The 13002-nt window shown below is 74.1% G+C and carries 7 protein-coding genes; 3 read left to right on the top strand and 4 right to left on the bottom strand.

Annotated features, from left to right (window positions below):
- Positions 1-411: 411 nt before the first annotated feature.
- Positions 412-960, bottom strand: a complete 549-nt coding sequence (locus ACIBCJ_RS35545) for a MarR family transcriptional regulator (RefSeq protein ID WP_362107961.1) — start codon at positions 958-960, stop codon at positions 412-414.
- 146 nt (positions 961-1106) lie between these two features.
- Here ACIBCJ_RS35545 and ACIBCJ_RS35540 point away from each other — a divergent pair, with 146 nt between their 5' ends.
- Positions 1107-2384 carry an MFS transporter gene (locus tag ACIBCJ_RS35540; protein WP_365981561.1) on the top strand — a complete coding sequence of 426 codons (1278 nt, stop codon included), beginning with the start codon at positions 1107-1109 and terminating at the stop codon, positions 2382-2384.
- Between the two features lie 42 nt (positions 2385-2426).
- Here the strand turns inward: ACIBCJ_RS35540 and ACIBCJ_RS35535 are convergent, their stop codons facing one another.
- A complete protein-coding gene (locus tag ACIBCJ_RS35535; protein WP_362107958.1) occupies positions 2427-4094 on the bottom strand; it encodes a SpoIIE family protein phosphatase in 1668 nt (555 codons plus the stop codon).
- Positions 4095-4274: 180 nt separating this feature from the next.
- Positions 4275-5654: an NAD(P)/FAD-dependent oxidoreductase gene (locus tag ACIBCJ_RS35530; protein WP_362107955.1), complete on the bottom strand. Its 1380-nt coding sequence runs from the start codon at positions 5652-5654 to the stop codon at positions 4275-4277.
- A 373-nt stretch (positions 5655-6027) separates the two neighbouring features.
- Here ACIBCJ_RS35530 and ACIBCJ_RS35525 point away from each other — a divergent pair, with 373 nt between their 5' ends.
- Together ACIBCJ_RS35525 and ACIBCJ_RS35520 are read left to right on the top strand one after the other, a co-directional pair.
- Complete coding sequence (locus ACIBCJ_RS35525) at positions 6028-6849, top strand: helix-turn-helix domain-containing protein (protein WP_362107952.1); 822 nt, start codon at positions 6028-6030, stop codon at positions 6847-6849.
- A gap of 414 nt (positions 6850-7263) precedes the next feature.
- Positions 7264-9363, top strand: a complete 2100-nt coding sequence (locus tag ACIBCJ_RS35520) for a sigma-70 family RNA polymerase sigma factor (RefSeq protein WP_365981559.1) — start codon at positions 7264-7266, stop codon at positions 9361-9363.
- On the opposite strand, the gene ACIBCJ_RS35515 is transcribed toward ACIBCJ_RS35520, so the two are convergent.
- Positions 9350-12649, bottom strand: coding sequence for a BTAD domain-containing putative transcriptional regulator (locus ACIBCJ_RS35515; RefSeq protein WP_365981560.1), 3300 nt, complete (start codon positions 12647-12649; stop codon positions 9350-9352). The two genes, ACIBCJ_RS35520 and ACIBCJ_RS35515, sit on opposite strands and share 14 nt — an antisense overlap.
- Positions 12650-13002 lie beyond the last annotated feature (353 nt).

The following is a 13002-nucleotide window of genomic DNA, read 5'->3' as shown; positions in this document are numbered from 1 at the left end:
CCCTTCGGTCTTGCGTTTCCGACTCTATCAGATCTTTCCGATCCGATTTCCTCGGTGCTTTCCAGGTTCTCGCTTTCGCGTTTCCCTTTCCGGCGTTTCCGACTCTATCAGATCCTTCCGGGCTCTGATTCCCCGTCAGAGGGGGTTGTCGTCCCGGCTGTTGGGCCGTTCCGACGTCTCAAACCTTAGCGGACCTTCTCGGCGATTCCCAATCGAGTCCGATCGGGGCGACGAGTGCCCAGTGGAATTGAATTCGGGCGTGCCGAAGTCATTCCCATGGGGAGTCGTGCTGGTGGTGTGAGTGCCGCTGCTGCGGCGGGAGGTGCTCCCGCAGAACCGTTACGGTCCCGTGGCAACCCGAAGAACCTTACGGATCCCTCAGGAGGCTGTCAAGCACAGCTGTCAAGATCTTTAATCGAGGTCGGTGAGTCGGCCACCGGCGTCCGGCTGCGCGTGCTCGACCCTGCGCAGCAGGCGGGTGAGCACCTCGCCGAGCGCGCTGCGGTCGTCGGCGGAGAGGTCCTGGAGCAGGTCCTCCTCGAAGACCGTGGCGAGGCGCATCGCCTCCAGCCACTTCTCGCGCCCTTCCGCGGTGATCGCGACGATGACGCGGACCCGGTTGGTCTCGTCCCGCTCGCGGGTGACCAGGCCCTCCGCGACCAGGCGGTCGATGCGGTGGGTCATCGCGGCCGGCGTGAGGCCGAGGCGCTTGGCGAGTTCACCGGGGCCGAGGCGGTAGGGGGCGCCGGACAGTACGAGGGCCTTGAGCACCTCCCAGTCCGTGGTGCTGATGCCCAGCTCGGCGGTCTGGCGGCCGTACGCGACGTTCATGCGGCGGTTGAGGCGGGAGAGCGCCGAGACGATCTTCTCGACCTGGGGGTCGAGGTCCTGGAACTCGCGCTGGTAGGCGGCGATCTGTTCTTCGAGTGTCGGCTCGCCGGCGCCGGAGGTGTCGCCCATGGCCGCAGTATGGCACGCGGCTCCTTTGCCTTGAAGTCCTTCGCTGTGTACTCTTTAGCTTCGAACTTTAGCTTCTAAGTCTTCAGCTCTAACGGCTGAGGCGATCGATCCCCAGAGATCAAGAGAGGGTGAACGTGACCAGGGCAATGGGCGCGGCGATGCGCCGGATTCACGTGGGCAACGCACTCAGCGCGTTCGGACTCGGCTTCACCGTCCCCTACCTGTACGTCTATGTGGCGCAGGTACGGGGACTCGGATCCGTCACGGCGGGCCTCGTGCTCGCCGTCTTCGCCGTCGCCGCGTTGATCGTGCTGCCGTTCGCCGGGCGGGCCATCGTCCGGCGCGGCCCGCTGCCCGTGCTCCTGGTCGCCCTCGTCACCGCCGCCCTCGGTGCGATGAGTCTCGGACTGTCCGCCTCGGCGGGCACGGTGCTGGCCTCCGCCGCCGCGCTCGGAGCGGGGCAGGCCGTGATGCAGCCGGCGCTGGCGACGATGATCGTGGACTGCTCCACCACGGAGACCCGGTCCCGGGCGTTCGCCATGCAGTTCTTCCTGCAGAACCTGGGGCTCGGCGTCGGCGGGCTCATCGGCGGTCACCTGGTCGACACCACGAGCGCCTCCTCCTTCACGCTGCTCTTCGCCATCGAGGCGGCGATGTTCCTGGTGCTGACCGCCGTCATGGCGACGGTGCGGTCGCCGCACGCGCCGCGGATCGAGGCGGCGCCGGGGCAGACCGGCGGCGGGAGCTGGAAGCAGCTGCTCGGGAACCGGGCGATGGTGCAGCTGTGCGTCCTGGGCTTCGTGCTGTTCTTCGCCTGCTACGGCCAGTTCGAGTCGGGGCTGAGCGCGTACGGCGTCGAGGCGGCGGGGATCTCCACGTCCGCGCTGGGGACCGCGCTGGCGGCGAACACACTGATGATCGTGGTCGCGCAGTTCGCGGTGCTGAAGTTCGTGGAGCGGCGCAAGCGGTCGCGGGTCATCGCGTCCGTGGGGCTGATCTGGGCCGTGGCGTGGGCCGTGGCCGGGTACGCCGGGCTCGGACACGGCAGCCAGGCGATGGCGACCGCCGCGTTCATCTCGACGTACGCGCTGTTCGGGCTGGGTGAGGCGATGCTGTCGCCGACGCTGGCGCCGCTGGTGGCGGACCTGGCGCCGACCGGGCTCGCCGGGCAGTACAACTCCGCCTTCGCCCTGGTGAAGCAGCTCGCGCTGGCGATCGGTCCGGCGGTGGGCGGGCCGCTGGGGGCCTCGCTGCACGGCCCGTACATCGTGGCGTTCCTGTTGTTCTCGCTGGGCATCACGGTGCTGGCGGTGCGGCTGGGGCGGCAGCTCACCGACGTACAGAACCAGCCGTCGCTGGCCAGGAGCCGGGTGGTCACGCAGGGCGGGGCGCCGGCCGACGCGGTGGTGGCCGCGGAGGCGTGAGGCGGGCCGGGGCGTGGGCGGGGCCCTTGCGCCCGCCCGGGCTCACTCCTTGTGCAGCGCGAACTCGCACCAGACCGCCTTGCCGCCGCCCGGGGTACGCCGGGACCCCCAGCTGGAGGCGATCGTCGCGACGATGGCGATGCCGCGGCCGGACTCGTCTCCGGGCTCCGCACGGCGCCGTCTGGGCAGGTGGTCGTCGCCGTCGGTCACCTCGATGATCAGTCGGCGGTCGGTACGGCGCAGCCGCAGCCGCATCGGGGGCGTGCCGTGCTGGAGGGAGTTGGCGACCAGCTCACTGGCGGCCAGAACGCCCAGGTCGTGCAGGTCGGCGGGGAAGCGCCAGCTGGTGAGGACGCCGGAGGCGAAGGCACGCGCGCGGGGAGCCGCTTCCACGCCACCGAGCAGCTCCAGGGCGGCGTTGCGGAACAGCTCGGCCTCGGCGCCCTTGCGGGCGGGGTGCTGGAGGACCAGGACGGCGACGTCGTCGTCGTGCTCCGGGGTGACGCCCGCCGAGCGGATCAGGCGGTCGCAGACCACCTGGGGCGTGCCGGTGGCGCCGGACAAGGCGCGTTCCAGGGCGGCGATGCCCTCGTCGAGGTCCTCGTCGCGGCGTTCCACCAGGCCGTCGGTGTAGAGGACGGCCGTGGAGCCGGGGGGCAGGGCGATCGAGCCGGAGGCGTGCATCCATCCGCCGGTGCCGAGCGGAGGGCCGGTGGGTTCGTCCGCGCGCTGCACCGTGCCGTTCTCGTCGCGGACGAGGAGGGGCAGGTGGCCGGCGGACGCGTAGACGAGGCGGCCCTCGTTGGGGTCGTGGATGGCGTAGACGCAGGTGGCGATCTGGTTGGCGTCGATCTCGGCGGCGAGACCGTCGAGGAGCTGGAGCACCTCGTGCGGGGGCAGGTCGAGGCGGGCGTACGCCCTGACGGCCGTACGGAGCTGGCCCATGACGGCCGCCGCGCGGACGCCCCGGCCCATGACGTCGCCGATGACCAGGGCGGTGCGGCCGCCGCCGAGGGTGATCACGTCGTACCAGTCGCCGCCGACCGCGGCCTCGGTGCCGCCGGGGTGGTAGGTGGCGGCGACGCGCAGGTCGTCGGGCTCCTCCAGCTCCTGCGGGAGCAGGGAGCGCTGGAGGGTGACGGCGGTTTCGCGCTGACGGCGTTCGCTCGCGCGCAGGCGGCCGGCGGCCTCGGCGTGGTCGGTGACGTCGGTCGCGAAGACGAGCACACCGCGGCCGTCCCGCCCGTCCCCGCCGCCCGTCTCGGCGACCGGGGTGCAGGTGAAGGTGTAGGAGCGGCCGTCCGGGGCCTTGCGGGACTTGAGGGTGCGGGGTCTGCCGCTGCGCTGGACCTGGTCGAGGAGCGGGAAGAGGCCCGGTTCGTCCAGCTCGGGGAGGGCCTCGCGGGCGCGGGCGCCGAGGTCGCGGGTGCCGAAGGCGGCGACGTAGGCGTCGTTGACGTAGGAGAGGCGGTGGTCGGGGCCGTGGACGAGGGCGACGAGGGCCGGGACGCGGTCGAGGACGTCGCGTACGGGCAGTTCGTCGACGCCGGGGAAGCCGGGGGCGGGCGGTGCCTCGTCGGTCAGCTGCTCGGCGCGGGCCGCGGGTACGGAGCCGTCTCCCCGGCGGTCCGGGGAGACCGCCGGGTCGGTCCGCGCCGCGGCGCGGCGCTGCGTTCCGGGGAGTCGGGCGCTCCAGCGCGTGAAGTTCACGAATCCTTGCCTCGTGTAGTTGTCGGCGGCCGGGGACCGGGTCGGGCCGGACGGCCCGGGCCCCGGGGGCCGCGCTGGGGCGAGCGGCGGCGCGCCCGCGTGGTCGACCAGTCTGGCAGGGTGCCCGTCCGGCCGACATCCGTCAGACGCCCCAGCGGCCGGGGGAGTTCCTGCGTCCGGTCAGGACGACCCCTTCGGGTTGTGCGGAGGCTCCTGGGAAGGCTTTCCACCGGCCGCCAGTTCGAACTCGGCCCGCGGATGTTCGAGTGAACCCAGCGAGACGATCTCCCGTTTGAAGAGGCCGGCGATCACCCATTCGGCCAGTACGCGCGCCTTGCGGTTGACGGTGGGCACCCGGCTGAGGTGGTAGGCGCGGTGCATGAACCACGCGGGGTAGCCCTTGAGCTTGCGGCCGTAGACGTGGGCCACGCCCTTGTGGAAGCCGAGCGAGGCCACGGAACCGGCGTACTTGTGGGCGTACGTGTCGAGGGGCTCGCCGCGCAGGGCATGGGTGACGTTGTCGCCGAGGACCTTGGCCTGCCGGACGGCGTGCTGGGCGTTGGGGGCGCATTCCCGGCCGGGTCCGGACGCGGTGACGTCGGGGACGGCGGCGGCGTCCCCGGCCGCCCACGCGTGCGGGGCGCCGTCGACCGACAGGTGGGCGGTGCAGGTGAGCCTGCCGCGGTCGTCGAGGGGCAGGTCGGTGGAGGCGAGGACGGGGTGCGGTTTGACGCCGGCCGTCCAGACGACCGTACGGGTGGGGAAGCGGGAGCCGTCGCTGAGGACGGCGACGCGGTCGGCGCAGGACTCGAGGCGGGTGTCCAGGCGTACGTCGATGTTGCGGCGGCGCAGTTCGGTGACCGTGTAGCGGCCCAGGTCCTCGCCGACCTCGGGGAGTATGCGGCCCGACGCCTCGACGAGGATCCACTTCATGTCCTCGGGGGTGACGTTGTGGTAGTACCGCGCGGCGTAGCGGGCCATGTCCTCCAGCTCGCCGAGGGCCTCCACGCCCGCGTAGCCGCCGCCGACGAAGACGAAGGTGAGGGCGGCGTCGCGGACGGCGGGGTCGCGGGTGGAGGAGGCGATGTCCATCTGTTCGAGGACGTGGTTGCGCAGGCCGATGGCCTCCTCGACGGTCTTGAACCCGACGCCGTGTTCGGCGAGTCCGGGGACCGGCAGGGTGCGCGAGACGGAGCCGGGCGCGAGGACGAGCTCGTCGTACGTCAGCCGGCGGGCGCCCGTCTTCTCCTCGTCGGTGGCGAGGGTGGTGATGGTGGCGGTACGGGTGGTGTGGTCGATGGAGTGCGCCTCGCCGATGACCACGTCGCACTGGCCGAGGACGCGGCGCAGGGGTACGACGACGTGCCGTGGGGAGATGGAGCCGGCCGCCGCCTCGGGGAGGAAGGGCTGGTACGTCATGTAGGGGTCGGGGGTGACGACGGTGATCTCCACCTCGCCCCGCCGCAGTTCGCCCCGGAGATTGCGTTGCAGCCGCAGGGCCGTGTACATCCCGACGTAGCCACCACCGACAACGAGAATGCGCGCACGTTCCTTCACCATCCCATGACGCACCCGGCGCTTGCGTTTGTCCACAGGCTCGGCAAATTGTGTGACCGGAGATCACTGGGACGGGCAGCCGGTCGGATCGCCCTGGCGCGTGGTGATCACGCAGGTCAGCGAGGGTGGACGTGGAGACCGGGAGCGGCACATTCGGGGCGTATGCGAGCGGTGCTCCGATCGGGGGGCGCTCCGTGCGGAACGTGCCCCTTCTGAATTGACCCTCGCTCAACTATGTTCGTTCCGACGGAGTGTGGGGGGATGCGCGCTCGTGGTCCGCGACGAGCGGGCCGCACAACCGGGCCCTTCCGCGCACTCCGGCTTTCGATGGCGGGGAGAGTCTCCGGGGGGAGACGTCATTACCGGGGGATTGTCTATGCATGTTCAGGATTCTCATTGGTCGTCCGCGTCGGCTGTCGCGCCCGGCGCCACGTTGAGCACGGCGGCGGGCGGCGCACACGGCGACGCGGCACGGAGCGCACCCTTGCGGGTGGACGCCCAGCGCAATCTGGAGCACGTGCTGCGTGCAGCGCGCGAGGTGTTCGGCGAGCTGGGGTACGGCGCGCCGATGGAGGACGTGGCGCGGCGCGCGCGGGTCGGTGTCGGCACGGTGTACCGGCGCTTCCCCAGCAAGGACGTGCTGGTCCGCCGGATAGCCGAGGAGGAGACGGCCCGGCTGACCGACCAGGCCCGCACGGCGCTCGGACAGGAGGACGAACCGTGGTCGGCGCTGTCCCGCTTCCTGCGGACGTCGGTGGCTTCGGGCGCCGGCCGGCTGCTGCCGCCGCAGGTGCTGCGGGTCGAGGTGCCGGACGACGGCGGCGCCGTCGGCGCGGCGACCGGTGACCCGCGGGTGCCGCAGCAGCGGACGCAGTCGGGTACCGGCGAGCTTCGGCTGGTGCCCGGGGAGACCGCAGCGGCCGGAGCGCCGACGGCCGTCGCCGCCGCTCCGCTGACCGACTCCGTGATGGGTTCGGTCGCGGGCGACGACGGTGCCGCGGCGCTGCTGGATGTCGTGGGCCGGCTCGTGGACCGGGCCCGGTCGGCGGGTGAGCTGCGGCCGGACGTGTCGGTGTCGGACGTCCTGCTGGTGATAGCCACGGCGGCGCCCTCGCTGCCCGACCCGGCCCAGCAGGCGGCGGCCTCGGCCCGGCTGCTGGACATCCTGCTGGAGGGCCTGCGCTCGCGACCGGTCTGAGACGGCCCGGCGCGGACGGACCGACGAGCCCGGTCGGCCGGAGCGGACGAACCGACGAGCACGTCGGCCGGAGCGGGACTGCGGCACCACAGTTGCCCGTGACTCGTGACTCGTGACCCGCGGCCCGTACATCGTCGGCCATGGGCGGTTGCCCGTGGACCATAGGCCCGTTGTCCGTGGGGCCGTGGGCCATTGCCCGTGGGGCCGTGGGCCATTGCCCGCGGGCCGTGGCCGCCCGGTGCCCGCGGACCGGTGGCCTCTTCCCCGAACAGCTGAGCGTGGTCACCGCGGTGCCGCACTGCACGTCCCCACGGACGAGTGATGGTCTGCGCAGCCAGGCCCCGGCCCGGAGCCGATGTGGCACGCTGACCCGGTGTCGGGACTGGCTGGGCAGGTTGGCGGGGGCTTTCCGCGATGAGCGTTGACGGGCGGGACGGGTCATTCGGTGACCGCGACAAGGCCACCGGTGATGTCGGGGCCGCCGACACCCGGGCCGGCGAGCCCCGGGCCGACGAGTCCCCGACCGGTGATGCGCCGCAGGTGCCGGGGCAGGGCGGACCGGCGCGTCACGGAGGCCACGCCTCCTCCGCGAGGGGTGACCGGCCGGCCGACGACGCAGGCCGGGGCCCCTCCCGGGACGGCGGCCGGGAGGAGGCTGCGGAAGGCGGGGCCCGCGCGGGGGCCGGAGTCCCGGCGCAGCGTGAGCTGCACGAGGACGGCGTCGTACCCGCGCCCCGGGAGGAGTACGCCGGTGGCATCCTGCCGCCGCCGCGCGAACTACCGTCTTCCGACGCCGAGTTGATCGAAAGAATGCGCTCGGGCGACGACACGGCCTACGAGGAGCTGTACCGGCGCCACGCGGACGCCGTACGCCGGTACGCGCGCACCTGCTGCCGCGACGCCCACACCGCCGACGACCTCACCGCCGAGGTGTTCGCCCGCATGCTCCAGGCGGTGCGCGGCGGTTCGGGACCCGAGTACGCCGTGCGGGCCTACCTGCTCACCGCGGTCCGGCGCGTCGCCGCGGGCTGGACCAGGTCGGCCGGACGGGAGCAGCTGGTCGAGGACTTCGCGGTGTTCGCCGCGCAGGCCGCGCACACCGCCAAGGCGCCGGACGCCGACACGCTGGAGTTGGGCGCCGACGTCCGCGCCCTGCACGAGGCCGAGCAGTCGATGGCCATGCGGGCCTTCCGGTCGCTGCCGGAGCGGTGGCAGGCCGTGCTGTGGCACACCGAGGTGGAGGACGAGTCGCCGAGCGAGGTGGCCGTGCTCTTCGGTCTTGACGCCAACGGCACCCGGGTCCTCGCCAGTCGCGCCCGCGAGGGCCTGAAGCAGGCCTACCTCCAGGCCCACGTCAGCGAGGCTCTCGCCACCGACGAGGAGTGCGCCCGCTACGCCGACCAGCTCGGCTCGTACGCGCGCGGCAGGCTGCGCATCCGGGCCGAGCGCGGATTGCGCAAGCACCTGGAGGAGTGCGCCAGGTGCCGGCTGGCCGCGACCCAGATCGAGGAGGTGGCGAGCGGCATTCCCGCCGTGGTGCCCGTCGCGGTCATCGGCTGGTTCGGTGCCGCCGGGTACGCGAAGGTGGCGGGACTCGTCGCCGGGGGCGCGGGCGCCGGTGCGGCGGGAGCCGCGGCCGCGGCAGGCGGCGGTACCTCGGGCGGGGCGGGCGCCGGGGGCGGGGCGGCCGCCTCCGAAGGGCTGGGCGCGCCGGTGAAGGCCGGTATCGCGGCCGGTGTGGTCGCGGTGGCGGCCGCGGCGGCCCTGGCCCTGGCGCTCGCGGGCAGCGACTCCCCGGACGAGGAACCGCCGAAGGCGGCCCCGCCCGTCTCCTCACCGGTGGCGCAGCCCGCCCCGGACACACCAACGCCCACGCGCACGCCCTCGAAGCGGCCGCCCGACGCCCCACCCGTACCCGCCCCCGCGGCGGCCCCGGACCCGACCCCGAAGCCCAGCCCCACCCCGAAGCCGCCCCCGACGCGAAAGCCCACTCCCGCACCCCCCGCCCCGAAGCCACCCGCGCCCACCCCACGACCCTCCACACCACCCCCCACCCCCGCGCCTCCCCCACCACCCCCGACCGCCGAATACCGGTGGAGCGAGCTGGCGTACGACGTGAGTGGCGACGGCACCGGTCCCGAGATGCGCCTGGCCGGAAGCAGTTGGGTGTGGCAGCGCTCGGGCCTCGCGATCGACGGCGTGCGGTACGCGCACGGCGTCACCGTCCACGGACGCTCCTCGGTCACCATCGACCTCAACCGTGACTGCTCGTCCTACGACGCGCTGGCCGGCGTCGACGACCTGACGGCGAAGCTGGGCAAGGTCCACTTCTCGGTGTACGCCGACGGTGTCCGGCTGTGGAACTCGGGACCGGTCCGGGGCGGGGGGCCGGCGGTCCCCGTCCACGTGGACATCTCGGGACGCGAGACGCTGCGGCTGGTGACCGAGCCGCACCGCCCCTTCGACACGGTGGCGCTCGCGGACTGGGCCCGGTCCCGCTTCACCTGTGCGTAGGAGCCTCCGGCGCCGACGGCCGCACCGCCTCCTCCACCTCGGCCAGGACGTCCCCGGGGGTGAGGCCGGCGCCCCCGGCCAACTCGGCGCCGCACCGCTCCGCGCCGAGGGCGTCGCGGGCGGCGGTCTCGGCCCGTTCGGCGTGGGCGCGGTCCGGCATGGGGCGCGGACGGTCGCCCCGCCAGTGCCCGGCGGCGCCGAGCAGCCGTACCGCGCGGGCGTGGTCGCCGAGGTCGCTCAGCAGGCCGGCCGCGCTGTCGACGAGGGTCGCCAGGACCAGGTCGGCGCACCGCTCCTCGATCGCCGCCCGGATGGTGCCGGCCAGCAGCGGCAGGGCGTCCCGCGGCCCCGACTCACCGGCCGTGACCAGGGCCTCCACCAGCCCCAGCATGGCCAGGAACTGCGGCGGCGGTGTGCCGCGCAGGCACTCGTCGCGGGCTCCCTCCCACAGCACGCGGGCCCGCGTGAAGTCCTCCTCCACCACCGCGAGTCCGGCCCGCAGCATCAGGACGAAGGCCTTGGAGTCCACCACGCCGTACCGGTCCGCCGCGGCGCCGGCCTCGTCGAGTACGCCGAGTGCCGTGCCGTGGTCGCCCTGGCGGTAGGCGATCTCGGCGAGCCGGGCGATGAGGAACGGCGCCTCCGCGAAGGCGCCCACCTCCTCGGCGAGCCGCAGTGCCTCCTCGTACTCGGCCCTGGCCTCCTCGTAGCGGCCGCGCACCATGGCGGCCTCGCCGAAGGCGCTGCACACCTGGGCCTCCACCAGTCGGTCGCCGACGCGGCGGCTGAGCCTGCGCATCTCCGCCAGATCGGCGTCGATGCCGGCCGGGGTGCCCGAGAGGTCGACCACCGCGTGGGTACGGAACATCAGGCTGGCGGCGATCTCCCATTCACCCCCGTACGCGCGGCAGTTGGCGACGGAGGCGTCCATGGACGGCCGGACGTCGTCCGATTCGCCGACGAAGAACTCGGTCAGCGGCCACATGATGCCGGGCACCCGGGCCGCTTCGGGGCCGCCCGCCGCGAAGTGGTCCCGTACCCGCCGTACGTACCGCCGCATGCGCTCGTCCAGCAGCCCTTCCCGCGACCCGGTCTCGAAGGTGAGGAGGATGTGCATCATCCGTACCCGCATGCGCAGGGAGTGCAGCGGGTGCGGGGGGTCGTCCGCCCGGACGGCGAGGAGAGCGTCGACGGGATCGGCGGCGGAGGTACGGCGCACGAGGACGTCCCGTGCCGGCACCCGGTCGCCGCACGCGTCCAGGACGGCGCCGAGGCGCAGGACCCGGTCCAGCCATTCGACCCCCTCGTGGCGGTAGTTGCGCAGCCACCAGAACCAGCCCATGGCGAGGGCGAGGGAGGCGGCCTCCGGCTCGTCCCCGGCGCCGAGCGAGCGGTCCAGGGCCGCACGGAGGTTGTCGTGCTCGGTCTCCAGGCGGGAGATGTACGGCAGTTGCCCGGCCGAGCGCATCTGCGGGTCGGCCTCCTCGGCGAGGGCGCGCGCCCAGGCGCGGTGGGCGCGTTCGGCGGCGGCGCGCAGCCCGGGGACCTCGGCGGCGCGTTCCGCGGCGTACTCGTGGATGGTCTCCAGCATGCGGTAGCGCATGCCGGCGCCCTCGCCGCCGGGGTCGGCGACGACCAGGGACTTGTCGACGAGGGCGCCGAGAAGGTCCGCCGCGGACCCGGTGCCGACGGCCTCGGCGGCCGCCAGGTCCCAGCCGCCGGCGAAGACGGACAGCTCGCGGAGCATCGTGCGTTCCGCCTCGTCGAGGAGGTCCCAGGACCAGTCGACGACCGCCCGCAGCGTCTGCTGGCGGGGCAGCACGGTGCGGCTGCCGGAGGTGAGCAGGCGGAAGCGGTCGTCGAGCCGGTCGGCGATCTCGCGCGGGGTGAGCATGCGCAGCCGGGCCGCGGCCAGCTCGATGGCGAGGGGCAGACCGTCGAGGCGGCGGCAGATCTCGGCGACCGCGTCCTCGTCGCGCAGTACGGCTTCGGCGTCGGGACGCACGGCGCTCGCGCGGGCGGTGAAGAGGCGATGCGCCTGGTCGGGGGCGAGCGGCTCGACGGGACGCACCGACTCGCCGGGCACGCCCAGGGGTTCGCGGCTGGTGGCGAGGACGGTGAGGCCGGGGCATCGGGTCAGCAGGGTCTCGGCCAGCCGGGCCGCGGCGCCGATGACGTGTTCGCAGTTGTCGAGGACCAGGAGCCGGCTGCGCGAGGTGCAGTACTCGACGAGGAGGGCGACGGGGTCGTCCTGCACGGCGGGCCGGTCGCCGGTCATCAGCACGGTCTCGCGCAGCCCGAGGGCGTTGACGACCGCGCCGGGCACCGCCTCGGGCCGGTCGAGCGGGGCGAGTTCGACCAGCCACGCCTGATCGATGCCGGCGGCGGCCTCCTCGGCGAGGCGGGTCTTCCCTGATCCGCCCGGTCCGGTGAGGGTGACGAGGCGGGCCTCGCGCAGTTCGGAACGGAGGGCGTCGAGTTCCGGTTCCCGTCCCACGAAGGTGGTCAGCCGCGGCCGGATGTTGCCCCTGCGTCCGCGTGCCGGAGCCCGCTCGGGGGCCGGGACGGAGGGCCGCTCCGTGTCCAGCAACTCGGCGTGCAGGGCGCGCAGTCGGGGGCCGGGTCCGGTGCCGAGGCCTTCGGCGAGGGTGCGGCGGGTGGTCTCGTAGGCGGCCAGGGCGTCGGCGTCGCGGCCGGTGGCGCGCAGGGCGGTGATGAGCAGGGCGTGCAGCGGTTCGTCGTACGGGTGCGCGGTGAGCAGCTCGCGCAGTCGCGGTACGGCGTCGTGGGCGTCGCCGAGGCGCAGTCCGGCCTCGATGCGGGTGCGGGTCGCCTCCAGGTGCAGCGCTTCGGGGCCGGTGGCGTGGCCGGGGAGGTCGGCCAGGGCGGGGCCGCGCCAGAGGGCGAGTGCCTCGTCCAGGCACCGGGCGGCGGTGGCGGCGTCGCCGTGGGCGAGGGCGGTGGTGCCTTGCCGTACGAGGCGTTCGAAGACGAACAGGTCGACGTCGTCGCGGGTCGCCGCGAGCCGGTAGCCGCCGGGCGCCGAGGCGACGGCCTCCTTGCCGACGGTACGGCGGAGGCGGCCGACCAGGGCCTGGAGGGCGGCGGGGGCGTCCTGGGGCGCGTCGTCCTCCGCCCAGACCTCGTCGATCAGGGTGGCGGGGGTGACGACCTCGCCGGGACGCAGGGCGAGGGCGGTGAGCAGCGCGCGCAGGCGGGGGCCGCCGGGGCTCGCGACGGTGCCGTGGTCCTCCGTCTGGGTGACGCCCAGGATTCTGTACCGCACGGGGTCATTGTCGCGGAGGGGTCTGTGTGCGGGCACCTGGCGGTGGGCCGGGGGGGATCGGCGTGGTGGGTGCCGGGGGATGAGGTGGTCCGGCGTCGGCCGGTGGCCCGGGACGGGTGGGACCTCGTGGTCCGGCGTTTCCCAGTGGGCCGGGGTGGGTGCGGGGGCGAGGAGACGCGTGGCCCGGCGCTGCCGGGGTGCCGCTGCGCCCACCCGTGCCGCCCCAGCGGCACGACTGCCCGCAGCTGGGGGCGGCGGGGCGGCGACCACCCGCCGCGGCGCGGCGATGGCGACCGGCACCCGCGTACGGCGGGAACGGGGCCGCCGGGGGATGGCGGCCCGCAGCCGCGTAC

Origin of the sequence: Streptomyces sp. NPDC051136, assembly GCF_044455745.1 — a bacterium.
In the GTDB taxonomy this organism is placed as follows: domain Bacteria; phylum Actinomycetota; class Actinomycetes; order Streptomycetales; family Streptomycetaceae; genus Streptomyces.
The sequence above is the reverse complement of the archived record's forward strand: the minus strand, read 5'-3'. Positions and strand labels throughout refer to the sequence as shown.

Coding starts and splice junctions, on each gene's coding strand:
- ACIBCJ_RS35545 (WP_362107961.1), bottom strand. CDS start 960: ATGGGCGACACCTCCGGCGCCGGCGAGCCGACACTCGAAGAACAGATC.
- ACIBCJ_RS35540 (WP_365981561.1), top strand. CDS start 1,107: ATGGGCGCGGCGATGCGCCGGATTCACGTGGGCAACGCACTCAGCGCG.
- ACIBCJ_RS35530 (WP_362107955.1), bottom strand. CDS start 5,654: ATGGTGAAGGAACGTGCGCGCATTCTCGTTGTCGGTGGTGGCTACGTC.
- ACIBCJ_RS35525 (WP_362107952.1), top strand. CDS start 6,028: ATGCATGTTCAGGATTCTCATTGGTCGTCCGCGTCGGCTGTCGCGCCC.
- ACIBCJ_RS35520 (WP_365981559.1), top strand. CDS start 7,264: ATGAGCGTTGACGGGCGGGACGGGTCATTCGGTGACCGCGACAAGGCC.